18 protein-coding genes are annotated in these 25,588 nt (G+C 42.8%); 17 read left to right on the top strand and 1 reads right to left on the bottom strand.

Going from position 1 to position 25,588, the window contains the following annotated elements; all coding sequences use genetic code 11:
- Position 1: 1 nt before the first annotated feature.
- The 5 genes from DWW70_RS03620 to DWW70_RS03600 are packed head-to-tail and all read left to right on the top strand — an operon-like array spanning position 2 to position 4,424.
- Positions 2–1,666, top strand: coding sequence for a ribonuclease J (locus DWW70_RS03620; protein WP_022217240.1), 1,665 nt, complete (start codon positions 2–4; stop codon positions 1,664–1,666).
- 12 nt (positions 1,667–1,678) lie between these two features.
- On the top strand, positions 1,679–2,026 hold the full coding sequence (locus DWW70_RS03615) for a YlbF family regulator (RefSeq protein WP_015533125.1): 348 nt from the start codon (positions 1,679–1,681) through the stop codon (positions 2,024–2,026).
- Positions 2,027–2,071: 45 nt separating this feature from the next.
- The gene (locus tag DWW70_RS03610; RefSeq protein ID WP_118649242.1) at positions 2,072–2,512 is read left to right on the top strand and encodes an endolytic transglycosylase MltG; all 441 of its coding nucleotides are present in this window, start codon (positions 2,072–2,074) and stop codon (positions 2,510–2,512) included.
- Positions 2,513–2,527: 15 nt separating this feature from the next.
- Positions 2,528–3,169 carry an O-methyltransferase gene (locus tag DWW70_RS03605; RefSeq protein WP_117874710.1) on the top strand — a complete coding sequence of 214 codons (642 nt, stop codon included), beginning with the start codon at positions 2,528–2,530 and terminating at the stop codon, positions 3,167–3,169.
- 25 nt (positions 3,170–3,194) lie between these two features.
- On the top strand, positions 3,195–4,424 hold the full coding sequence (locus DWW70_RS03600; RefSeq protein WP_118649338.1) for a peptidase U32 family protein: 1,230 nt from the start codon (positions 3,195–3,197) through the stop codon (positions 4,422–4,424).
- Between the two features lie 19 nt (positions 4,425–4,443).
- Here the strand turns inward: DWW70_RS03600 and sigK are convergent, their stop codons facing one another.
- Positions 4,444–5,064, bottom strand: a complete 621-nt coding sequence (gene sigK, locus DWW70_RS03595) for an RNA polymerase sporulation sigma factor SigK (RefSeq protein WP_118649241.1) — start codon at positions 5,062–5,064, stop codon at positions 4,444–4,446.
- 284 nt (positions 5,065–5,348) lie between these two features.
- Here sigK and DWW70_RS03590 point away from each other — a divergent pair, with 284 nt between their 5' ends.
- The 12 genes from DWW70_RS03590 to DWW70_RS03535 all read left to right on the top strand — a co-directional run bounded on the left by DWW70_RS03590 (position 5,349) and on the right by DWW70_RS03535 (position 25,506).
- Entirely contained in the window at positions 5,349–7,091 is a 1,743-nt protein-coding gene (locus DWW70_RS03590) for a GspE/PulE family protein (RefSeq protein WP_117874714.1), read from the top strand.
- 74 nt (positions 7,092–7,165) lie between these two features.
- Complete coding sequence (locus DWW70_RS03585) at positions 7,166–8,227, top strand: type IV pilus twitching motility protein PilT (RefSeq protein WP_117548741.1); 1,062 nt, start codon at positions 7,166–7,168, stop codon at positions 8,225–8,227.
- Positions 8,228–8,447: 220 nt separating this feature from the next.
- Entirely contained in the window at positions 8,448–9,656 is a 1,209-nt protein-coding gene (locus DWW70_RS03580) for a type II secretion system F family protein (RefSeq protein ID WP_117874716.1), read from the top strand.
- A gap of 18 nt (positions 9,657–9,674) precedes the next feature.
- Positions 9,675–10,091, top strand: coding sequence for a type II secretion system protein (locus DWW70_RS03575; RefSeq protein ID WP_055144040.1), 417 nt, complete (start codon positions 9,675–9,677; stop codon positions 10,089–10,091).
- A gap of 145 nt (positions 10,092–10,236) precedes the next feature.
- On the top strand, positions 10,237–10,662 hold the full coding sequence (locus DWW70_RS03570) for a type II secretion system protein (protein ID WP_118649240.1): 426 nt from the start codon (positions 10,237–10,239) through the stop codon (positions 10,660–10,662).
- Between the two features lie 549 nt (positions 10,663–11,211).
- Positions 11,212–12,825, top strand: a complete 1,614-nt coding sequence (gene pilM / locus DWW70_RS03565) for a type IV pilus assembly protein PilM (RefSeq protein ID WP_022216709.1) — start codon at positions 11,212–11,214, stop codon at positions 12,823–12,825.
- 12 nt (positions 12,826–12,837) lie between these two features.
- Positions 12,838–13,602, top strand: a complete 765-nt coding sequence (locus DWW70_RS03560) for a hypothetical protein (RefSeq protein WP_117874719.1) — start codon at positions 12,838–12,840, stop codon at positions 13,600–13,602.
- Positions 13,603–13,633: 31 nt separating this feature from the next.
- A complete protein-coding gene (locus tag DWW70_RS03555) occupies positions 13,634–14,956 on the top strand; it encodes a prepilin-type N-terminal cleavage/methylation domain-containing protein (protein ID WP_055223930.1) in 1,323 nt (440 codons plus the stop codon).
- Positions 14,957–14,959: 3 nt separating this feature from the next.
- Positions 14,960–17,776 (top strand): hypothetical protein, encoded by a 2,817-nt coding sequence (locus DWW70_RS03550; RefSeq protein WP_117874721.1) that lies wholly within the window; start codon positions 14,960–14,962, stop codon positions 17,774–17,776.
- Between the two features lie 12 nt (positions 17,777–17,788).
- Complete coding sequence (locus DWW70_RS03545; RefSeq protein ID WP_117548745.1) at positions 17,789–18,310, top strand: prepilin-type N-terminal cleavage/methylation domain-containing protein; 522 nt, start codon at positions 17,789–17,791, stop codon at positions 18,308–18,310.
- A gap of 12 nt (positions 18,311–18,322) precedes the next feature.
- Positions 18,323–19,195, top strand: coding sequence for a prepilin-type N-terminal cleavage/methylation domain-containing protein (locus tag DWW70_RS03540; RefSeq protein WP_118649239.1), 873 nt, complete (start codon positions 18,323–18,325; stop codon positions 19,193–19,195).
- Between the two features lie 17 nt (positions 19,196–19,212).
- The gene (locus tag DWW70_RS03535) at positions 19,213–25,506 is read left to right on the top strand and encodes a DUF5057 domain-containing protein (RefSeq protein ID WP_118649238.1); all 6,294 of its coding nucleotides are present in this window, start codon (positions 19,213–19,215) and stop codon (positions 25,504–25,506) included.
- The last annotated feature ends 82 nt before the right edge of the window (positions 25,507–25,588 follow it).

The raw sequence follows: 25,588 nt of genomic DNA, 5'->3' as shown, positions 1-25,588 counted from the left end.
ATTGAATAAGAATAATAAAGAGACAGTGAAGATCATTCCTTTGGGCGGTCTGGAACAGATTGGAATGAATATCACTGCGATAGAGTATGAGGACTCTATCATAGTCATTGACTGCGGACTGGCATTCCCTGAGGACGACATGTTAGGAATCGATCTGGTAATTCCTGATGTCACCTATCTCAAGGAAAACGCGGACAAGGTCAGGGGACTCGTGGTTACCCATGGACATGAGGATCACATAGGAGCCATACCGTACATTGAGAAAGAATTAAACATGCCGATCTATGCGACCAAGCTGACCATGGGTCTTATAGAGAACAAACTGAAGGAACACAACCTTATGAACAACACCAGAAGAAAGGTTGTAAAGTATGGTCAGAATATAAATCTTGGGGCATTCAGAGTGGAATTCATCAGAACAAACCACTCCATAGCAGATTCGGCGGCCCTTGCTATATACACACCGGCCGGACTTATTGTCCACACCGGAGATTTCAAGATAGACTACACACCGGTATTTGGCGGAACCATAGATCTTCAGAGATTTGCTGAGCTCGGCAAGAAGGGTGTACTTGCACTCATGGCTGACTCGACAAATGCTGAGAAGGAGGGCTTCACACAGTCAGAGAAGACAGTGGGAAGAACATTTGACAACTTGTTCAACGACAACAAGGATCACAGGATCATCATAGCGACATTTGCATCCAACGTTGACAGAGTACAGCAGATCATCAATTCAGCTTACAAGTATGGCAGAAAGGCTGTCATAGAGGGACGAAGCATGGTGAACATCATCACCACGGCGTCCGAGCTTGGATATATCAACATACCGGATAACACACTCATAGATATAAGCGAGATGAAGAACTACCCGGATGAGAAGGTTGTTCTCATCACCACGGGAAGTCAGGGAGAGAACATGGCTGCGCTGTCACGTATAGCTGCATCCATACACAATAAAGTAGCCATAAAGCCTGGTGATGTGGTCATTTTCAGCTCACATCCTATACCGGGAAATGAAAAGGCGGTATTCAAGGTTATAAATGAGCTCGAGGCGAAGGGTGCACACGTTATATTTGAGGATACACACGTATCCGGGCATGCCTGCCGTGAGGAGCTCAAGCTTATATATGCGCTCACAAGACCGAAATATGCAATACCTGTCCACGGTGAGTATAGACACCTCAAGAGACATGCAGAGCTTGCAGTTGAGATGGGAATCCCTAAGGAGAATGTCAAGATCATGACCACAGGCGATGTTCTTGAGATCGGTGAGGAGAAGTTCGACGTTGTCGGCAAGGTTCCTGCACAGGGAGTATTTGTGGATGGACTTGGAGTTGGAGATGTTGGAAATATCGTCCTCAGAGACAGACAGCTTCTGTCACAGAATGGCCTCATAATCATAGTTGTGACCCTGGACAGATACAGCAACCAGCTTGTTGCAGGGCCGGATATAGTGTCAAGAGGCTTCGTGTACGTCAGGGAGTCTGAGACACTTATGGAAGACTGCAGGATCACATGTCAGGAGGCTCTCGACAGATGCCTGAGCCGCGGCGTGACAGACTGGGGTAAGATCAAATCCGTGATAAAGGATGACATGGGAGAGTTCCTCTGGAAGAGGACAAAGAGAAGCCCTATGATCCTTCCTATAATCACAGAGGTGTAGAAGGGTGAGAAAATGACAGATACATTGGAACTTAGCAGACAATTGAATGCGTGCATCAAGGATTCTGATGTCTACAAGAATTATCAGTATTGCAAGGATAAGCTTAGACAGAAACCAGAAAAACTTCAGCAGCTCATGGAATTTCGTAAGAAAAATTATGAAATACAGAATAACGAAATGCTTGACAATCCATATGATGAAGTTAATAATCTATTCATGGAATATGACTCCATAGTCCATGATACTATAGTCAATGACTTTATCAGGGCGGAGCAGAAGCTGGTGAGAATGATGAAGCTTGTATATGAACAGATAGCGGACGATCTTGATTTCGATATCATAGATGAGGACGCCCGGTGATTCGCGCTGGCTGGGATGTATTTGTGAACAAGGAGAATAACGATTATGGCTTTAGATAGTGCTAGAAGTATGAAGAAGATTCTGAGGTTCCTTTTTGGACTATTCATCAATGTATGTATTTTATTTATATTGGTAAAGGCTTTCTCATACTCGTATGATTTTGCGTATCAGGTGTTTGCCACAAGGGCTGCGGATCCGGGCAGCAACCGGAAGGCAACTATACAGATAACTCAGGACGAGCCGCTTCTGGATGTGGCGGATTCCCTTAAGACGGCGGAGGTCATCAAGGACAAATACGCTTTTATACTGAAGGTCAGAATAGGCGGATATGCAGATGATATCCAGCCTGGTACATATCAGATAGCACCGAGCGATACAAATCAGGAGATAATAGAGATCATAACGGGAAATGGCAAGAGTTCCTCGGGGGATAGCAGCGGAGACAGCGGTGATGACTCCTCCAGCGAGGACAGTGCCGAGGAATAGACAGAGAGGATAATTATGGTATGTGATGAAAGACTTGCGTCATTTATCAATTCCTTCAATACAGACTACGATGAGGTTGTGACCTCGATCAGAAGAGAGGCAGAAGAGAACAGGGTACCTATCATAAGACGAGAGGCCGGAGAGTTCATCAAGATGTTGATTCTTATGAACAGGCCGAAGAAGATTCTTGAGATAGGTTCAGCCGTTGGCTTTTCTGCCATTTTTATGAGTAGATTTCTGGATGATGACGCACATATAACAACTATAGAGAATTATCAGCCGAGAATAGAAGAGGCGAAGAAGAATATAGTCAGAGCCGGGGCTTCAGACAAGATTACTCTGCTTGAGGGCGATGCACTGGAGATATTACCAGAGATGACAGAAAGCTATGACATGGTGTTCATGGATGCAGCTAAGGGTCAGTATGGCAATTTTTTCACGGAGGCTATACGGCTGCTTGCTCCAAAGGGGGTATTGCTCTGCGACAACGTGCTTCAGGACGGAGATGTCCTTGAGAGCAGATTTGCAGTTACCAGAAGAAACAGAACGATACATTCAAGGATGAGAGAATACCTGTACGAGCTCACCCACAATGAACATTTGGAGACGGCCATACTCAATATAGGGGATGGAATGAGCCTCAGTATCAGGAAATAAACGAAAAATGGTTGGAGGAAACGATATGAGAGATAAGAAACCAGAGCTTCTTGTCCCGGCGGGCGGACTGGACACGCTCAAGGTGGCCGTGGACTATGGAGCTGACGCAGTGTATATAGGCGGACAGGCATTTGGCCTCAGAGCGAAAGCAGACAACTTTTCCATAGAAGAGATGAAACAGGGCGTGGAATATGCCCATGCACATAATGCCAAGGTGTATGTGACAGCCAATATATTTGCACACAACTATGATCTGGATGGAATAAGAGCTTATTTTGGCGAGCTGAAAGATACAGGTGTGGACGCTGTTCTTGTATCCGATCCGGGCGTGTTTACCATAGCTCGTGAGACTATGCCGGATATGGAATTACACATAAGCACACAGGCCAACAACACGAACTACATGACATACAAGTTCTGGTATGACCACGGCATAAAGCGGGTTGTGTCTGCCAGAGAACTGTCCCTTGCGGAGATATCACAGATAAGAGCAAACATACCGGACGATATGGAGATAGAGTCATTTATCCATGGCGCTATGTGTATATCATATTCAGGAAGATGCCTTCTCAGCAACTACTTCACAGGCAGGGATGCGAATCATGGTGCGTGCACACATCCATGCAGATGGAAGTATTCCATCGTCGAGGAGACCAGGCCGGGAGAGTATATGACCATCAACGAGGACGACAGGGGAACATATATATTTAACTCCAAAGATCTGTGCATGATAGAGTACATCCCGGAGATGATGAAAGCCGGAATAGACAGCTTCAAGATAGAGGGACGTATGAAGACGGCTCTGTATGTGGCTACCGTTGCCAGAACCTACAGAAAAGCCATAGATGATTATATGGAGTCAGAAGAGAAGTACAGAGCAAACATGGAATACTACAAGAGAGAGATAGCCAAATGCACATACAGGCAGTTCACAACGGGATTTTATTTCGGGAAGACAGACTCAGAATCACAGATATATGATAGCAACACATATGTAAAAAACTATACGTATATTGGAACTGTGAGAGAGGTTACCCCGGATGGCTGTGTATGCTTTGAGCAGAAGAATAAGTTTCTGGTGGGAGAGAAGCTTGAAGCCATGGGCTTTGATGGAACAAATATAGAGTGCGAGGTTCAGGCGATATACGACGAGGAAGGAAACAGTATGGACTCTGCGCCACATCCAAAGCAGAAATTGAGGGTGAAGCTTGATAAGGAGCTTGAGACCGGTATTATACTGAGAAGAAAAGAGTGATCATAAGGATGTCTGGATGTCAATCCAGGCATCCTCTTAATTTCCCGAGAGCCTTTTTCTCTATGCGCGATACATAAGATCTGGAGATTCCGAGCGTACAGGCGACCTCCTTTTGGGTGAGAGGTGACTGCCCGTCAAGACCGTAGCGCATATATATGATCTCTCTTTCTCTGGAGGAGAGGAGCGATGATATGCAGGAGGGGAGCAGGCACAGGTGGTCATCCTGTATCATTTTGTCCAGAACGTTGACGTTCTCCGAACCTATGATGTCAAGGATGACGATCTCGTTACCCTCTTTATCAGTGCCGATGGGATCGTAGATCGAGACCTCACGCGCCTTCTTCTTCTCGTGGCGGAGAGTCATGAGAAGCTCGTTTTCGATACATTTGGCGGCGTATCCTGACAGTTTGCAGCCTTTGTCGGGTCTGTAGCTGTCTATGGCTTTGATGAGACCTATCGTGCCTATGGACAGAAGATCCTCGGGATCCCTCACGGCGGAATTGTACTTTCTGGATATGTGGGCGACCAGACGGAGATTGTACTCTATCAGAATGCTGCGGGCAGCCTTGTCACCGGACAGGCACAGCGCAATATATTTTTTTTCTTCTTCGGGAGTTAGTGGGTTTTTAAACGCTTCCATATATTAACTGCTCCCGTAAATTGATTGTACCGGCTGCACATTTGTTGGACGGGCTATTTTACAATTAGTACAGTCAGCTTGCTTATATAATATGTTTATTGTGCAGAAATAGTGCTTATCCACCCTGTAAAATTGCCGAAATCTGATAAATGTGCAAAAAAATATATCAAAATATGTACAAAATGTTTAAAATGTGAAAATACTGTGATATAATACGCTTTAGGTATTTGGATAATTCTGCCTGTGCGCAGGATTGCGAGAGACGTGAGGAGGGTATTTAGAGAATGCGATTAAGCGTGGGACGTAAGAAGATCAGAATTGGAGATGTCCTTGTAGCAGCGGGGGCTATCACGGAGGAGCAGCTTCAGGAAGGACTTGCAAAGCAGAAGGAGACCGGCAGAAAGCTCGGTAACGCCCTGGTTGATCTGGGATTTATAAGTAACGACATGCTGATTACGGTACTTACAACCCAGTTGGGAATTGACTACATAGAGCTCAAGGGAGCTAAGATCGAGGAGAAGGTTATACACATGGTGCCTGAGAACATGGTCACCAAGTATCAGGCCATACCTATAGAGATAGATCCTGATAACCCGAACATCCTCAAGGTAGCCATGGCGGATCCTATGGATATCATGGCCATGGACGATATAGGACTTGTCACCAACCTTCAGGTTGAGCCGATGCTCGCCTCGGAGGAGGGTATAAAGAACGCTATAGATAAGTACTACGGAAGCGCTCAGGCTATGGAGGCTGCTGAGGCCTACAGACAGGAGCAGCAGAATGTGCTCGGCGGAGGCGACGAGGAAGAGGGCAACGAAGAAATCGATAATTCCCCTATCGTACTTCTGGTTAAGCAGATCATCGAAGGCGGAGTAAGACAGAGAGCGTCAGATATACATATAGAGGCTCTGGAGAACAGCGTCAGAGTCAGATACAGAATAGATGGTGCACTTAAGCAGGTTATGTCATACGACCTCAGCATACTGGCAGGTATCACAGCCCGTATCAAGATCATAGGCGGTATGGATATAGCAGAGAAGAGAAAACCACAGGATGGTCGTATCACCATCATGGTTGACAGAAGAGAGTTTGATGTCCGTGTTTCTATCCTTCCAACAGTTTTCGGAGAGAAGACGGTTATGAGACTTACATCCAAGGACGGTCTGACAAAACCGAAGAGTGCCCTTGGTTTCGATGCAGAGCAGGAGAAGGTTTTCGATAATATCCTCAGCAACCCACATGGTATCATCCTTGTAACGGGACCTACAGGATCAGGAAAATCAACTACACTGTACACATCACTCAGTGAGCTTAACACAGAGGATGTTAACATCATCACCGTTGAGGACCCTGTCGAGGCGAACATCAACGGTATCAATCAGGTGCAGGTTAATAACAAAGCGGACATGACTTTCGCGGCAGCCCTCAGATCTATCCTTCGTCAGGATCCGGATATCATCATGATAGGAGAGATCCGAGACGGTGAGACAGCAGGAATCGCCGTACAGGCCGCTATCACAGGACATTTGGTTGTATCGACACTGCATACTAACTCAGCGGCTTCGACCATCACCCGTCTTATCGATATGGGTATTGAGTCATACATCGCCGGTGATGCTGTTGTTGGAGTTATTGCACAGAGACTTGTGCGAAGACTTTGTACCACATGTAAGCAGCCGAGACTTGTGGAGGATGATGAGAGAGTTCAGCTCGGTGTTCCGGCTGACGAGGAGGATGTCATCATCTACGAGCCACAGGGATGCCCACTGTGTAACGACACAGGCTATTCAGGACGAATCGGTGTATACGAGATGATGCCTGTATCAAGAGAGCTTCAGGCTGTTATCGCTTCCGGAGCCACAGCGGATGTCATTGAGAAGCAGGCCCTCAAGGAAGGAATGCTCACACTGAAGATGGGAGCTGCCAAGCACGTTCTTGATGGCATCACATCCATAGCAGAGATGAACAAGATTGTTCACAGTACAGTGACCGTGGCCGAGGGAGTGGATATGGGAGAGCTGTAAGATATAAGAGATATATAATGAGATTATATATAAATTGTAATTATTAATGCAAAAGGGAAAGGAAGGGACAAGTTATGTTAGACATGAAGGAATTACTTGCCTTCTCTGTAGAAGCAAAGGCGTCAGATGTTCATATAGCTGTAGGTATACCACCTAAGCTCAGAATCAACGGTAAGCTCACCGAGGTTGAGGTTCCGGCACTGTCACCTGCTGATGCGGCAGAGGCAATTGGATCTACTATGAAGGATAGGCATAAGGCCATACTTCAGGACAGAGGAGAGGTCGATTTCTCATTCGACTCACCTGAGACCGGACGTTTCCGTGTCAATGTATTCATGGACAAAGGAAACATGGCAGCAGCGTACAGACGAGTTGAGACACAGATCCCAAGACCTGACCAGCTTGGTATTCCAAGGGAGGTTGTGGAGCTCTACAAGAGAAAGAGAGGACTGGTTCTCGTAACAGGACCTACAGGTTCTGGTAAGTCGACCACACTTGCTTCTATTATAAATAAGGCGAATGAGAACCTTACGGATCATATCATCACACTGGAGGATCCTATAGAGTACATTCACCATCACAACAAGGCAATAGTTAACCAGCGAGAGGTTGGTATGGATACACTCAGCTATGCGAATGCACTCCGTGCAGCACTCCGTGAGGATCCTGATATCATCCTCGTAGGAGAGATGCGAGATCTTGAGACTATCTCCACAGCCATAACCGCTGCCGAGACAGGACATTTGGTATTCTCCACACTGCATACAATCGGTGCGGCAAGTACCATCGATCGTATCATAGATATCTTCCCTACAAACCAGCAGCAGCAGGTAAGAGTTCAGCTCGCGATGGTTCTTGAGGGAGTTATCTCACAGTCACTTCTTCCTATAGCGAGCGGCAACGGACGAGTTGCAGCCTTCGAGGTAATGCTTGCATCACCTGCTATACGAAGTCTGATACGAGAAGCCAAGACTCATCAGATCCAGTCAACTATCCAGACAAGCAGAGCCTTAGGTATGATCACTATGGACGATGCATTGTATGATCTGTATGCTTCAGGAACCGTCACAAGAGAGGTTGCCATGACATACGCACAGGATCAGCAGTACCTGAGAAAGAAGATCAACGGACAGTAAGATATATGGAATAATCGATTACCATATGGAAAAATGTGGTATAATAACCAAGTTGCATTGTGCATATTGTCTAAAAAATAACGTGCAAATAATTAAATGTTGATTAAATCTGTGTGGTATAGTAAGATATTTTACATATAATTTATGTTGCATTATTGCGCTTTTAAAGTGTAGATACATGAAAACGTAAGAATATTAAGATTGGGTCGGAGGAGAGACAATGGCAGTATTTAATTACAAGGTTGTTGACAGAGATGGTAAGAATAAAAAAGGTACCATCGAGGCCCCTAACAGAGACGGTGCTGAGAAGAAGCTGAAGTCAGAAGGCTACTCGATTATGAGCCTGACAGAGCAGAGCAGCCCGCTTGGGGGTATAGGATTTAAGAAGAAGGTCAAGTCAAGAGACCTGGGTGTATTCTGTAAACAGTTCTCAGCGGTCATCAAGGCTGGTGTTACCATCATATCCGCACTGGAGCTGATGGGAGATCAGATCGAGAACAAGACACTGAGAAAGGCCATAGCAGATGCGCGTACATATGTAGAGAAAGGTGGAACTCTGGCGGATGCGCTCAGAGTTAACCCGGATGTATTCCCGCCTATCATGATCAACATGGTGGCAGCCGGTGAGATGTCTGGTAATCTTGAGATTTGCTTGGACAGACTGGTAGAGCATTTCGAGAAGGACAATGCATTGTCATCCAAGATCAAGGGTGCCATGACATATCCTATCGTAGTTCTCTGTGTTATGGTTATAGTTATCATAGTAGTGTTGGTAGCGGTTATACCAAACTTCTCAAGTATGTTTGAAGAGATGGGAACTCAGCTTCCACTCGCAACTCGTATGATGATGGCTGCGGCAGATTTTGTCATGTATAAGTGGTGGCTGCTCATAATCATAGTTGCGGCGATAGTATTCGGTGTTAAGTTCTTCAAGAAGACGCCGTTTGGTGAACAGCTCTTTGCGAACATAGGACTTAAGGCACCTATATTTGGCAACCTGAATGTGAAGACGGCGTGTGCAAGATTTGCCAGGACCATGAGCACACTGATGGCGTCAGGTATATCCATGATAGATGCGGTTGAGCAGGTTGCGAAGATGATGGACAACAAGATTATCAGAGATGGTCTTATGGATGCTAAGATTCAGGTATCCAAGGGTGTGCCACTCTCAAAGCCTCTTAAGGATATGACGATGCTTCCACCTATGCTCTCAGCCATGACAAAGATTGGAGAGGAGACAGGAGATATAGAGGAGATGCTCAGCAAGGTTGCTGACTACTATGACGAAGAAGTTGAGGCGGCAACAAATGCGCTTACAGCAGCTATGGAACCTATGATTATGGTTCTTCTTGCAGGTGTTGTTGGCATGATAGTTGCAGCGGTATATGGACCTATCATGAGTATGTACAACGCTATGGACAATGTATAATCAAAAGAGGAAAGTTAGATGAACAGAAACAAAGGCTTTTCACTGGTGGAGCTTATCATAGTCATAGCAATCATGGCTATTCTTGCCGGAGCACTTGCACCGGCGCTCATAAAGTACATAGCAAAGTCAAGAAGATCGACCGATGTGTCGAACGCCCAGACTATAGCGACGGCAGTCGCCAATGCCTTATCGGTAGAGAAGGCATATGATGATGCCACACCTGGTGATTACCCGGTGAATACCGATGGCACACAGCTTGGCACATCGAATGCGTTCACATCAGAAGTCACAAGTCAGCTTGGGACAAGTACATTCAAGCCAAAGTATGACAAGGACAAGCAGTTCACTATCACAGTCAATAGTGATAAGGCTACATTCACCGTAAAGGTGGACAGCTCAGAGCTGTATCCGGATGTGTGTGATGCTTACAAGTAACATACGTCTGGTAGCTATTTGATATATCATGTATGACCTGCATGATAACTAAAAAGGTTAAACCCGGTAGAACGAGGATGCCGGTTTGATATAGTGCAAAGCACATAACAACACACAATAAACAACTAAAAAGGAGAGTAATATTATGAAGAAAAACAACAAAGGTTTCTCATTAGTAGAGTTAATTATCGTTATTGCTATTATGGCAATCCTTGCTGGAGCTCTTGCACCAGCACTTATCAAGTACATCGCTAAGTCAAGAAGATCAACAGATGTATCAAACGCACAGACAATCGCAACAGCAGTTACAAACGCACTTTCAGTAGAGGCAGCTTACGATGCAGCAGATGCTGGTGATTATACATTATCAACAACAAAGCCTGTTGCAGTAACAGGAACTGGTGCTGCATTTACAAGCGAGGTTGTATCACAGCTTGGTTCAGCTGCATACAAGCCAAAGTATGATAAGAATCAGTCATTTATGTTTACACTTAGCTCAGACAAGTCTACTTTCACTGTAACAGTTAATGGTTCAGAGCTTTACCCAGATGTATGTGCTGAGTACAAGTAAGATCCTGACAAACTTGTGTAAACTTACGGATTGTTCATGAGAACAAGATAGGTGTTACATAAGTGTAGCACAAGACGGTGATTATACCTATTGCAACCTCGTACAGGCAGTGAGTGTGATCATCGTCAGGTGCTGACACATTTTCTACTATTTATATTTATAGTAGCTGGGGATTTTCCCCGGTTGCTATATCTTTACACGGAGCTGAATATGAAGGAATAATTGTTATACAGTCTGATCCTTTGTACTCACTCTTTCTTTGCAGTCAGCGGTTTTTTGTATATGTGACAAGTCACATAGCATGACTTATGGCGGCAACTGGCTTACCTAGGTAGAGCTGGTACTTATTTTTCAGTGAGTTTCTTCTATATAAAAGGGTCATTATGTGGATGAGATGAGCTATTAAAAGGGTGACAGAATGTTGACCTTTATCCGGAAAGCACTTATCCGGAACAATTATATGAATGGGGTGAACAGCGGTAAGCTGGTACTCAAAGCAATGTGGAATTTTCCATACAAAACTACTGATTAGCGAGGGAGGCTATAAAAATGGCGAGTAATAATAAAGTCTTAACAATCGACATTACAAATGAAAGTATTACTATCGTTGAAGTTACACCTTCAAACAAGAAGCAGTCAACGATACACAACGCTATCATCTTCGAGACACCGGAAGATGCCTATGAGGATGGCGTGATCAGAGACAAAGAGAGAATAGCAGAGGCAATCAAGTCTCAGCTCTCAGCAAATGGAATAACAAACAAGAACGCGATATTCGTTCTTACCTCTACAAAGATCGTTAACAGAGAGGTTCTTGTACCTTTCGTTAAGGAGAACAAAATCAAAGGAATTATTAATGCGAACTCATCAGAGTATTTCCCTGTTAATATAGAGGATTACGTAGTGTCTCATACAGTGCTTGAGACAGTTACTGATGAAGAGAATAACAAGCAGCTCAGAGTTCTTGCAGTCGCTGCACCAGAGAACATGGTAAGATCATACTATGATCTCGCAGCTATGGCTGGACTGAAAGTAGTAGCACTTGATTATATTGGTAATGCAATGCTTCAGTTGATCAAGACTCAGACAACAGAGGCAATGACAACTATGGTAATCCAGTTGGGCAGTGAATCAACAGTGCTCAACATCGTAAAAGGAGATACACTTCTCCTTCAGAGAACAGTTCCGTACGGTACCAATGTGGTAGTCAACGAAGTTATGGATGCGAAGGGCGTGGATGCAACTACAGCTATGACTCTTCTCCAGAACGAAAGACTTCTCACAGTTGATTTCGATGACAATGCTATAACAGGAGCATTCAGATATCTCATCAACAATATCGGCCGTGTGATGGACTTCTTCACATCAAAGAATCCTGATAAGCCTATTGATGATGTATTTCTCACAGGTGATGGAGCCCTTATCAAGGGAATCGACGGCTTGTTCAAGGTTCAGCTCAATGTATCAACCAGAGTAATGGATACATTGTATAACATCAAATTTGACCCAAAGATTGATCTCAAGATTTATAATCCTGTATATCTCATGGTTCCTATCGGAGCTGCCTTTGACCCTATGGGCTTCGAGCTTGGTGAGACTGGCAGCAAGGGTGGTGCAAGCAGTGTTGACACAACACCACTGGTTATAGCATTTATCATCATAGCAGTCATAGTTGCAGGTGGTGTTACAGCGTACTCATTTATAGCTAAGAATAAGGCTCAGTCAAAACTTGATCAGGTGAATAGAGATATTGATTCAATCAAGGATATAGAGCAGATTGTTCAGGACTATGAAGATGCAGAAAGTGTATACATGGATGCTCAGAATATGTACAGTTACACAGAGAACCTCAATGAGAATGTTGGAACACTTATTGCGGAGCTTGAGGACAAGATGCCAAAGGGAATCAGTCTTACAGCGTTTGATTCATCTTCAACAGAGGTTAGTTTCACAGGTAACACGAAGTCGTACGAGGATATAGCTGCATTTGCAATAAACCTCAAGGATATAGAGTGCATAGACAATTCATTCGTTCAGTCTGTCACTGAGAATGTGGATCAGCAGAGCGGGGATACAACATACGACTTTACAGTTACATGTATCTACAAGGATGTAAATGCAGATGATACCGAGACTTCAACAGATGAAGTATCAGTTAATTAAGGAGGGACTATCATGGATTCAATCACAAAGGGACAGAGAAATCTATTATTATTCTTATTGGGAATTGCTATCTTAGTGCTTCCTATAAGATTTCTTGCCATGGGCAATTTCGATGACAAGAAGAGTATTGAGAGTCAGTACAACGAGAGACAGACATATTACAACAGCCTGCTTGAGAAGGATGCGAACAGACAGCAGTACATAGCTGACACTGAGAAGTACAAGGCAGACTATGAGGCTGTTCTTGCAGAATTTCCATCAGAGCTGTATCAGGATAACACGATCATGTATTTACAGGGTGTAAAGGATAAGTATAAGTTCAACTTTCCTAGTGTAACAATGGGTGAGGAGACACTTTTCTATACACTTGGCGCAGGCGCTGTGGGCGACGTTACCGTTGCTGATAATTCAAGTGCTTCAACAGATGCAGCAGCATCTGACGTGACTATAGATGAGTCAGCAGCTACAGCATCAGGTTACAACTGCTATTCAGCATCATTCCCTGTCACATACGAGGGAGACTACAAGGATATCAAGGATGTCATCGACTACATCAAGAATGGTGATTACAGAATGACTCTTGACGATGTCACTATAGCATTCAACGAACAGACAGGAAAGTATGAGGGAGATATGACGATAACCTCATATGCAGTAAACGGTGATGACAGAACTACAGATCACGCAGATGTGAATGTACAGACAGGTACAAACAACATCTTTGGAAACCCAACAGTAAAGTCTACTACGACTACGACCACAACAACAGCCCAGTAGATGCATACACTTAAATGGAGTGAACAAATAAATGGTTAAATCAAACAATAAAGGATTTAGTTTAGTAGAGATTATAATCGCTGCTGCCATATTTGCCATTCTGATCTATCCGATAACCAATGCATTGATCACAGCCACGAAGACGGGTACTACATCGACGAAGAAGCAGTATGCAGTCGAGAAGGCTGAGGAGATCATGGAGATCTTTAAGACCGCTGATCTGTCAGGAAATGTGAATATTCCTGATGGCAATGGAACAAAGACATATTCCTTTACAAAGGGAACACCATCGGGAAAGTCTATTACATTGCCGAATTCTAAAACGGCGGAATATTCGGACACAACCTATACCTGCAACGATGTATCCATAGGAAAATCTTATGAGACCTACACCTGTCAGGTGGATGTGAATGATGCGGCATATCAGGTCCTTAAGAATGGATATGTGCTTGCAGGTCTTGATGGTGGTGCGACATTCAAAAGCGATGAAAGTGGCGCCATACAGACTAATGCTACGGAATCGGGAACTATCAGAAATCTGGACAGCAAACAGTCGGCTATCATTATAGGTGCCACCTATAATGTAGCCGCAACAGGCAGCAATCTTGATAATCTCGCATATCAGTATTTCCTGGATGCGAAGCTTGACGTGCTGAGAAAGTATGATGTGCAGTACAACCATTATCTTTCCGGTGGTGGAACATTCGATGAGGATCATTTCCAGAAGAATACCAAGATCAAGATATCAAAGCTGGGATCCACATATACAGTTGAGTGTTATGTGGAATACACAGATTATACAACGGTCTCAGTTATCAGATCACAGTATGAGAGCTCAGGCAAAAATGTATACAAGCCTACCACCTTATATGGTGATGGAATAGTATACAAGCAGGAGTTTACGAATGGTTTGCCACCTGTGTATCTTCTCTATGTTCCGGCGATATACAATGGTTCATACTGTACGACAGATACCATAACGGTGGATAATTCAGGAATATCTGAGAAGGCGGATGTGTATGTATTCGAGACGACAGCAGAGCTCAGCGATACATACAAGAAGATCATACGTGAGCAGTTCAATGTGGCGAACGTTGATGATCTTACATATACGAATGCAGGAAAGAACACCAAGATGTCAGATGTCAAGGTGAGACTTAAGCTGGCAGCGGGAGCAAAGTCGTCAGATCTTAATGTATATGCCAACTTTGACTTTGACAATGTTAATTCTGACTATCCTGTAGCTCGTTTGACAGAGGATCAGAGTGACAGTGTATATATGTACGATATAACAGTTACTTTGACAGATAGTAAAGGAAACAAGACGACGGTTACTGGAACAAGGGGGAAGTAACAGATGATTGAGAGATTAAAGCGAAAGCTTAGGCATAACGATGATCACGGTTCAAGTTTCGTCCTTGTAATAGTCGCAACCACATTTATGTGCATTCTTGCTTCAGCGATACTTATGGGAGCTATGATGACATACAAGCTCAAATTTTATAAGCTGAATTCCCTGAATAACTTTTATGAGGTAGAAACTGCACTTGATGAGATGTATGCGGGGGTAGGCGCAGCGACCAATGAGCACCTTTATTCAGCGTATACAACTACGGCTGAATTGGTTGTTGTGTATGATACTAAGGCTCAGGCGTATACTACCCTTGACAATAAATCGGCAAATGAGCTTTTCAAAAAGCTTTTCATGACAGGCTTTGTTGCAGATACAAACTATAAGAGTCTTAAGAACGTGACAGATACACTTCAGTCTTTCATATCTAATGAGTATGATGCAGTGGACAATCCGGATGGTGTCAGACTTGATACATCGAACATGAAGCTTATATATACTGATGTTAATAACAAGACAACAACTCAGTATTATAAGAATAATGGAGGAATTAAGACGGAGAAGCAGTCGGGTTACGAAAATGACAAGGTTCAGTCTGTCACATTCAAGAATGTGTGTGTTAAGAGAAGTGTGGATCTGCAGGGATCAACAGCAGGAACCTATGAGCAGTCTATCACTACGGATATTGTTCTCACGGAGCCTGAATATAATGTATCGTTTGATACAAGCAGTGTAGCTAGCAATACATTGTATGAGTATGCGATACTTGCAGATATGGGTGTTGAAGTTGGCGAGGACAATGATAATAAGACAACAGATGCGCAGGTAAAGGGTAATATCTACGCAGCAAGCGATTATTACAATAAGGATTATAACGATGTAGCCGAGACAAAGGTTACGAACAAATATGAGAGTAAGCCTAGTACAATGTGGGGAACAAAGGACAGCAGTGCTTATTCCGGAATATTTGTAAATGGAAAAAATACATCACTTACACTCAACTCTGATGTTGTTGTGTGTTCAGGTTCTCTTGCAGCATACAATGGAGCAGAGATAAACCTTTCAGGTCGTACACAGACTCTTTCAGAGCTTTGGGCAGACAATATTGTCATAGGTGGAAAGGATGGCGGTTCTCTTAAGGCTTCTGCTGATGCATATATCTTTGATGATACAGAGCTTAACGCAGAGAAGGCGAGCCTGAAGTTTACTCAGGGAAGTTATTTTGGATATAGCTACAATGCTCAGGATACAAGAAGCCTGAATTATCTTAGACAGAAGGGATACCTGGCAACCGGATATAAGCTGAGATCACACTTCAGTGACAGTGCGATCATAGTAAATGGTAAGAATTCAACACTTGATCTTCAGGAACTTAATTCACTGTATATAGCAGGTAAGTCATACATTGAGTTCTCTAAGATTGCAGCGTCCAGTGTTCCTGAGGATGACGAGAATATAACAGTTGATGAGAATGCAGATTATGCATTCACCACACTGGAGGATTATTCCACAGGACAGTCTCTTGATGTGAAGACAAACCAGCTTATGTTCCTTACCCAGTGGTCTGTAGTGAACAACACTGAGAAGGTTGACCCTGACACAGGAATCACTACAGTTACACTTCAGTTCCCAAAGACATTTGAGGCAGATGCGAACATACTTGATCTGTATGATGATTTCCTCAATGATCTTGCTACAGAGGGAGATAAGGGTGTAACAGCAATTAAGCAGACTGTTTCAGGACATGATTATTATTATCTGTATATTGAGGATGGAAAGGATTCATCCAATGTAAGCAATGCTGAGAAGTTTGCTGAGAAATATTACAAGCTTCTTCAGGATTACGGTGATGAGATAAGCAGTAAACTCTATAATGTACAGAAATATGAGCAGTTCCAGGTTAAGCTGGTTCTTCCGGCAGAGGGCAAGATAAATGCAAGCGGTGCTGTCACAGATCAGAATAACGATGATTCGCTGTTCCTGAGAGCATCCACAACTACCACAATGGATGTGGCTACAGCGCTTGATAATGTTTCAACAGGCAAGGTGTTTACTAACATCCTTGGTAACAAGGGTTCAGACAACAATAAAAAGGTATTTAATGACCTCAAGGCGGATGCTGCAGAGCTTTCAGGAAGTTCAGTTGCAAATGATGAAGAGACTACAAGTAATTTCCTCTCATATATGTATATAAATATGAAGGATCATCTGTCAGTTCTCAACAAGAAGGATGAGGCAACTAAGCCTGATGTAAATGCGTGGGAGATTGCAGGCTATAGCAAGTCAGCAAGTGGATATACAAGTACATATAATAAGGATAAAGATGAATATTCATATGATTACAGTATCACTCCTTTAAATCACTATGTTGATTTTGCTTATGTATTTAGCAGGAACCTTTCAATTGAGAATACAATTGGAAATGCAACAGATAATGAGGCTAAAACCATAGTTATCAATTCTGGTGATGTTAAGCTCCAGCCAAACAATGGTGATGGATCATTCCAGGGAATTATAATTGCCGGTGGTAATGTAAGATTTGATGAGAATGTTAAGAGCTTCAGAGGTATGATAATCACTGGATCAAAGCTTATAATTGACCATAATATGTCAATATCAGCAGACGCTGCATTTGTTGCAAATCTTCTTGAACAGTGTTCAGAGAGCACAGACGAAAAGCTCAATACGCTTACAACAAAGGTGCTGAAGAACTATACATCATCCAAGAGCGAAGGTAACACAGAGGTAACAGGAGCATCAATATCAGACATCTCATATGAAGATATTCTTGTATTCCAGAACTGGAAGAAGAATGTTGAATAGGGGGTGTAGCTGATGAAGAATTGTATAAAATCAAATAATGGATACACGCTTATAGAGATGATAATTGTTATTGCTATAATTGCAGTAATGTCAGGCGTGGGCTTTCTCACTATATCATCAATAAGAGCGTCTCAGGCAACTGCTTCACTGCAGAAGTTTGACAGTGAATTGTCGGCGCTTGAGATGAGAACTAGGACGCAAAAAAGTGGAGAGGCGGTAAGGATAGTCCAGAATGGTGCTAATTACGATATTTTCTATGGTATATGCGCTGATGGAAGGGCGGAGTCATTTACTGCTAATTCATCTGCACCTGACAAGGTGCTGGAGAGAGTTACGATATATTATGCTGACGATTACGATGCAGATTCAGTGACTACTCCTCTTTCAGAGCAGGTTATTATTATCAGGAAATCTGACAGTCAGGTGCTGACTGGATATGGAGAGTATCGTTTCTGCAAGTATAACAGCAACAATACTGTTGGAAGGGTCAACCTGAACCAGTATACAGGCGGTCATACATATGGAAAGAATTAGGGGGTGTGAAGAATGATATGTAGAAATAAAGACAAGGGCTTCACATTCATAGAGCTTATACTGTATATGGCAATCTTGGGAATATTCATGGTTGCTGTCATGTCCCTTATATCTACAACTGTTGCGTCACATAAGAAGCAGTCGTCCAGACAGAAGCTTCAGTCTCAGGCGACTGAGACATATGATGCGATAGCAGACATACTGATGGGGGCAAGTGATATCAAGATTGAAGGAACTGCTTACGTACAGACTGGAACATCATTCACTCAGGTTACAGGAAGCTTTATTGTTCCTGAGGATACGTATGTGAAATCCGCAGGATCGGGAAGCACACTCCGTAAGCAGGGAGGCGTTGCTGATGTAATCCAGGATATAGTGTCAGATAGCGGTGTGATAAAGAAAAAAAGCAATAGCTATGATATAGCGGATGTTAAGCCTTTTGGCGGCGCTGGTGCTTCAGAGGATGTGCACACATTTATAGATGCTGATTATCTGTGGGTTCAGTATTCATCTGAGCTAGATAAGACTGCATTCTGTACGATTACCTACAGCAAGACAGACAAGAAATTGTATGTTTTCAGACAGGAGATGAGTGATGAAACGCTTAATCAGGCAAAGCAGGATCTCAAGAGCAGCGATTCAGCAAAGGTAAATCAGGCACAGGCGGTGCTTTCATCGTGTACAAAGTATGTGGATGCAAGCTCCAAGAAAGGTACAGTGCTTGCTAACAACGTGAAAAGCTTTCAGCTTCAGGTCAATCCTGCAGACAATAGTGTTGCAGTGATTATTGGATTTGAAGACACAAAAACAAAAGAGACATATAAAGTAACAAGTGTAGTTGGACTCAGAAATTCATTCGTGCTCAAGAAGCATGAGTGGGATTAATAGAGGAGGAAAATACAGTGTTTAAGAATAAAAAAATAGTCTTATCATCTATAGCTATTATATTCGCACTTGTAGTCAGCTCTATATTTGTGAATTATACACTGGCTAACTCCGATTCTCAGGCTTCCCTGAGTGATGCGAACGGCAGCGGAAGCAAATCTACAAGTCTGACAGGATTGTCCAATATCGATCTGGCAGTCAAGAACTCCAACGATGCTGGCAAGAAACAGACAGGAGAGGACAAATTCAGAATCGTCCAGATAGTACCTGATTCATATAGTGGTAATGCAGATATGGATGAGAAGCTGAAGGAAACCGTCACTGATAGCAAGTTTTCAGGTGATGCGAAGAAGCTGACAGGATACGATTCAACAACATATCTCTGGAGATATGTGTATGCAGGTGAGTATTTTAGACTTGCAGTGTTCAATGGATATAAGACGATAAGCGATAACATGGCTGCCGGTGCGGTGACTCTTACAACTTGTACAGTCAGCGAGCTGAACAGCATGGATACAACAGCCCAGGGAATCCTCAATCAGGCGGATTTCATATATATTTGGGCGAATGGTGCCAGCGATTATGCCAGCAAAGCAAATGATATAAGCGAGGATCTGTATAACTGGCTGGATGCGTATGCTACAGCAAACTCACATCCTATAGCATTGTGTACAGGAACTTTGTGTACATCAGAGCCAGAGCTTATAACAGGAAATAATGATGATTACAGAATGGGTGCACTTGCATACAAGCTGATCACTAAGGGTGCTGTGGCAAGATATGATAATGTCCTTGTTACAGAGCCGGATTTCTTTAAGACACTTTATCAGGAGGCAGATGATAACAAGACGACTCCTGATATAAACAAGACAACAAAGACGATCTCTGACTTTATTCTTCAGGCAGAGAGAAAAGCCAGCGAGGGTGGTAGCGATTACCTTAACTATGGAACATACTATAAGTGGTATGAGGGTGTATCAATACTTGATTTCCTTGATGGTAACATACCGGATAATATCAAGGATTCTACATATGATAAGGCTGGTTCAAGATCAGGTCTTACAGGAGACAGAAAGTCGTGGAACTTTGATAATGCCAAGATACTTGTGATTTCAGAGGACGGAGCCGGCAGTGCAATGTTCAGTGAAATCACAGAGAAGAATAGCAGTGCTACACGTGGAGACATGGCTTCTGCTGATTACACATTCAATGCGAAGACAAATACATGGGAATCTGTACAGAAGGCTCCAAACAGCGATCTGACAGGACATATGTATGCGAATGGTACTTCAAGCAGTGGTACAGGTCTTTCAAGATATGTGCCAAGTGGTGCTGATGTTTATCTCATTGACAGTGCCGATCTTGTAGAGGCGATGACCAATGGCGGTAAGGCATTTAAGAATGTCAACTTTGCAACATCATACTATAAGGATGTCAAGACAAAGTCAGTTTCCGGTACAGTGAGATGTACTGATGATGCAGGTGATGCAGTGGATCCAGCAGCAGATATGTATGCATATCTTGTAGTAGAAAATGGAACACAGCTTAATCTGGCAGGAACATCAGTAGATATTCTTATGAAGGCTCCTCTTGAGATGAAAGAGGTTCCGAAACTTGACGAGAATGGTCAGGAGATAAAGGATGCTGATGGCAACACAGTTATGGAGACTGTATACACATACAGCTTTGACAGACTCAGCCCTGAATATAGCTACAAGGTTGTAGTTGGAGGAGATGTCAGTGATGACCAGTTCTCTTATGATGATCTTGTGGTTGGAGTAGCTGATAATTCCGGTCTTGTTGACGGAAGTGATACTGATTATCAGTATGATTTCAATATTAAGACAGTTGACGAGGACAATGTATCAGGATACACATACAGAATAGACGCAGCAGGAACAGAAGATGAGAATGTTGTAGTTACATATCAGGATTTCCAGGAGAATGTTGGTAATGCAGATCTCAATTATGAGTATAAGAGTGATCTTGTATATACTAATCTGGATTTCTCAGATGCGGCAAAGGTTGTTTCGTATGTTACTGGTCTGCATGACAAATATCTCGAAACCCAGGCAGTATTCATGAATGGTACTTATGATAAGCTTGATCTCTCAGAGTATGACTTTGTATTTATTGACAAGGGTACATATAACAAGGAGATAGGTACAGCGGTATTCAAGGATCTGTGCAGTGCAGTCGAGAGTGGACAGTATTTTATAGTTTCTTCTAAGGCCGGTGACGGAAAGGGCTCAGGAGATGGCAGTGGCGATGATTCAGATCCAACCATTCCGGTAGTTGATTCACCATCGGCAAAGGCAGTGGCTGATGTTATCAATGCCAGTGTGTATCGCGATGGTTCTGATAACAAGTTCAAGGTACTTGAGATTCAGCCGGATTATCCGATTGATCTTGAGGTGGCAGCACTTCAGGATACCGTAAGTACAGCTTATACAACAAGAAGTGATGGAACAACTAAAATAACAGGAAACTATTATACAGTTCCATCTGATGTAGTAAGTGGTAAGTCTAAACAGGAGCTTGCGGCCAGAACAGAGTATTATGATTTTGATCTTACCAAGGCGAAGATAGCGTATGCTATCGATGGAATATCCATTGGAGATATTCAGCTCACTCAGGTTTCGACCGAGCAGCTCATTGGCATGAAGGAAGATATAGCAGCGACATACGATCTGGTATATATCGGTGGCGATATAAGTGCTATGGATAGAAATCCAGCGGAGATGTACAAAGGACAGAATGATATCGGTAATGCTACGCCGGGTTACACATATCAGATATTCCCAACATTCATCATGTATTACCACACAGGTACACTCAGTCAGTTGATGAATGCATCTACATATAGCCCAGATACAGCACCTATATCAGGATCAACAAATATGCTTGCATCACCAAAGGTTGGTGACAAGTATTACACAACAACATATCTTGCAGAGAATGGTAACGACCTGACAAACACAAAGTATCAGGAGCTTCTCACATACATGGCATCAGGCAGACCGATGATCATAAGTGATGAGCTTACCAGCGTATATGAGAATATGCAGGGTACAAATGCAAATGGTGATAAGCTTTCACAGGCTGAGCTCCTTCAGGGATATTGGTATAAAGATGGAAAGCTTGAGAGAAAGAATTATTATCTCGATCCATCCTCAAGAATGTATCAGTTGGTAGATACTCTCTATGCAAGACATACAGGATCAAATGGATCAAATATTCTGTGGGGATTCGATAAGGATGCAACACAGTATATAAGTGATAAGGATGGAATATACGGTAACAGTTTATGGACAAAGCGTGTTCAGTCACTTGCTGGAGGTAAGTTCAAGGAAACTGATTATATGGACTCAGACGTACAGGATCAGTCATGGTATAAGCGTCCGGGAACAGATACTGTATATTATAACTACAAGGTAGTCTGGGATGATGCTACTTCAGCATCTCTTAACAGACTGGTGACAGGAAGTGCACATAGAACAAGACTTACTATCACTACAAAACCAGTTACATATCAGCAGGGAATACAGCAGACTTACATCAAGTCCAACAGATTACAGTTTACATTCCAGGTTGATGGTGACAAGTCAGTATATAACTACAAGTTGTTTGTAGATGTTGATAAGAATACAAAGTTCGAGAAGGGCGGCGGTGATTATTGTCTTGGGGATAAGATCACAAACGGTCAGGAGAAATCACTGACAGTAGCGCTTGACTCTGAGTTCTTTGGATCAGCAGCATGGTATCTTGAGATAACAGATGAGGAGGGCAATATAGTTGCTTCTTCTACAGGTCTCAGCAAGATAGTAAACAATAACGTATCAAAGAGTGAGATAAATGTTCTTCAGGTTCAGACAATGGCAGAGGGACAGACGGCAACCTCATGGGGAGCAACTGATACACTTTACTTTGATATTGAGTCACAGACAGCTCACAAGATTGCAAAGTACAATGTATTTGCAAACATGGCAGAGCTTGATAACGCTTCAACTACTCAGTATGCAGTTCTTGGAAGACATGAAAACAGATTCGGCGTATATGAGTTTGATACAAACACAGATGCGGATGATTATTATTCGAATCTTGCAGATGAGCTTTCAGAGGATTATGACATAAATCTTGATCTTGTGGTTGCTTCAAGTGATAGAGCTTCATTCAAGACAGGAGATGGAGTAGATGCTCAGTATGATTGCCTTGATACTATGGTAGAAGAGGCTGAGAAGCTTGCCAAGGGTGAGAAGGTTGATGGACATAGTCAGGAAGAGTACGAGAGCCTTGCCGCTGTTGCACTTACAGAATATTCAGCAGCGTCAGCAAAGGTTGCAACGCCAAAGAAGATTCTTGATAACTATCTCAAGAATGCAATAGACTATATTGATGGTAAATATACAGGAACTACAAATTACAGTACATTTATCAATAATTTCAGGACAAGCAATGCAGAGACAAAGAAAGTCCTTCAGTATATGCAGGATACAGGCGATTATTATCTGATATTCTGGCCAAAGTACAACACAATGAATCACTGTGAGGGTGACTTCAAAGCAGGAAAGATGTCAGATGATTTCGGAGCTGATTTTGCTAAGTATTATTCAGATTATGTGACAGCAAAGAACGCAGAACTTGAGGCAAAGGATAAGTACAATACTTACCTCAGACGTTCATATGGTAAGAGCTTTATGAAGAACATGTACTCAATACTTGTTCTTGGACCATCGGATTCATTTGGTGGATTTAAGGTTGACTTCAAGAAGGAAACATGTCAGTACATACTTGACTATGTATCAGCAGGAGGAGATTTATTCTTCTTCCATGATTCAATGTCACCATATGCAAATGCAGGTGCAGTTAACCTTACAAAGTCACTTTTATCAGTAGTAGGAATGAACAGATTCCATGTTGATATAACAGACAATGTTGTTAAGTATGACAATCCACTTAAGCTTGGTAAGTATAACGTTAAGAGTGTTTCTTACAGCAAGGCTTCTGTTAATACAAGTACACTGGAAGTTACATACACAGCAGATGGAACAGTTGATGATGTGACATATACATCACCGGATAGCAGCTTGTATTACCTGACACCATATGCAAATAATCCTACTGCAGGCGAAGGATTACTGAACAGTATGAATTCTAACATTATGGATGTATTTGTTGAGAAGAACGCATACTGGCAGCCATATCTTGGAAAAGATAAGAAGGTATATGTAAGTGCACTTGCAATGACAGCACTTTACTACAATGGTAATATGGCTGGTGCAACAACTACACTTCCATATGTATATGCACAGGAGTCATATAAGGCAGCAACAGCCTGGTCACAGGCTTCAAACCAGGATCAGTCAGCTTGTGCTGAGACAGTTAAGGCTACACAGCTTAACTCAGGTCTTGTAACATTGTATCCATACAACATAAGTTCATCACTGAACATATCGGGTACACATCAGCAGGCATTTGCACTTGATCTTGAGAGTGACAACATAACAGTATGGTATACTCTTGCAGGTTCAAATAACTCATCGAACAGTAAGATGCGTTCATCAAAGTATGCAGCGGATCCTGGAGATGCAATGGAGGCTTACTTCATCTACACTACAGCTTATGGCAGTGGTGCGATCACATATTGTGGTGCCGGACATTCATCAGTTACAGGTAGACGTACAAGAAACAATGATGAGAGAAAGCTGTTCATCAACGTTATTGTAAACAGTGCATCAGCAGTACCAGAGATGCCAACTATCAAGTGTTACGATCCAAAGCAGACATGGGCTGCAGAGGATGAGCTTCCAAAGGATGCAGAGGCACTTGCTTCATCAGGAAAGACTGTATATGTAAGTGAGGTTGACTCAAAGACAGATGATCCTGAGTTTGATTATAAGATTGGAATTCCGGAGAAGACAAAGGTAACAAAGGTTAACATTTACTATGATCTGGATTACGATGATTCCGATTACTCAATCAGACCAAGCTATACAGAGAATACTGATAAGATGATTAAGTCATACGATAAGATTGGTACAGCCAAGTTAACATCAATTGCAGGCGATATAAAGGATATTGTGAGAAATGGCAATGGTACAGCCCTTACACCTGATGATTCGTGTTATGCACCATATGGTGGAAATTACACATACATCGTTGTGGAGGTATATTACCAGGGCAAGACAGTTCCTGTATATACAATGATCAAGGTTAAGGCCGCAGATCCATTGTTCGACCTGACAGACAATACTATAGACGTTCCGGCACTTGGAGATTTCATTGCCGAGAAGAAGAATGTATTTGCATAATGCGTATATAGTATAAATAATAGCAATAAATATAGAAACCGGGGTGGTTATATACTCCGGTTTCTTTTTGTGTTATACTGAC

This window comes from Coprococcus sp. AF16-5 (genome assembly GCF_003479365.1).
Lineage (GTDB): Bacteria > Bacillota > Clostridia > Lachnospirales > Lachnospiraceae > Coprococcus > Coprococcus aceti.
The sequence above is the reverse complement of the archived record's forward strand: the minus strand, read 5'-3'. Positions and strand labels throughout refer to the sequence as shown.

Coding starts and splice junctions, on each gene's coding strand:
- DWW70_RS03615 (WP_015533125.1), top strand. CDS start 1,679: ATGACAGATACATTGGAACTTAGCAGACAATTGAATGCGTGCATCAAG.
- DWW70_RS03610 (WP_118649242.1), top strand. CDS start 2,072: ATGGCTTTAGATAGTGCTAGAAGTATGAAGAAGATTCTGAGGTTCCTT.
- DWW70_RS03605 (WP_117874710.1), top strand. CDS start 2,528: ATGGTATGTGATGAAAGACTTGCGTCATTTATCAATTCCTTCAATACA.
- DWW70_RS03600 (WP_118649338.1), top strand. CDS start 3,195: ATGAGAGATAAGAAACCAGAGCTTCTTGTCCCGGCGGGCGGACTGGAC.
- sigK (WP_118649241.1), bottom strand. CDS start 5,064: ATGGAAGCGTTTAAAAACCCACTAACTCCCGAAGAAGAAAAAAAATAT.
- DWW70_RS03590 (WP_117874714.1), top strand. CDS start 5,349: ATGCGATTAAGCGTGGGACGTAAGAAGATCAGAATTGGAGATGTCCTT.
- DWW70_RS03585 (WP_117548741.1), top strand. CDS start 7,166: ATGTTAGACATGAAGGAATTACTTGCCTTCTCTGTAGAAGCAAAGGCG.
- DWW70_RS03580 (WP_117874716.1), top strand. CDS start 8,448: ATGGCAGTATTTAATTACAAGGTTGTTGACAGAGATGGTAAGAATAAA.
- DWW70_RS03575 (WP_055144040.1), top strand. CDS start 9,675: ATGAACAGAAACAAAGGCTTTTCACTGGTGGAGCTTATCATAGTCATA.
- DWW70_RS03570 (WP_118649240.1), top strand. CDS start 10,237: ATGAAGAAAAACAACAAAGGTTTCTCATTAGTAGAGTTAATTATCGTT.
- pilM (WP_022216709.1), top strand. CDS start 11,212: ATGGCGAGTAATAATAAAGTCTTAACAATCGACATTACAAATGAAAGT.
- DWW70_RS03560 (WP_117874719.1), top strand. CDS start 12,838: ATGGATTCAATCACAAAGGGACAGAGAAATCTATTATTATTCTTATTG.
- DWW70_RS03555 (WP_055223930.1), top strand. CDS start 13,634: ATGGTTAAATCAAACAATAAAGGATTTAGTTTAGTAGAGATTATAATC.
- DWW70_RS03550 (WP_117874721.1), top strand. CDS start 14,960: ATGATTGAGAGATTAAAGCGAAAGCTTAGGCATAACGATGATCACGGT.
- DWW70_RS03545 (WP_117548745.1), top strand. CDS start 17,789: ATGAAGAATTGTATAAAATCAAATAATGGATACACGCTTATAGAGATG.
- DWW70_RS03540 (WP_118649239.1), top strand. CDS start 18,323: ATGATATGTAGAAATAAAGACAAGGGCTTCACATTCATAGAGCTTATA.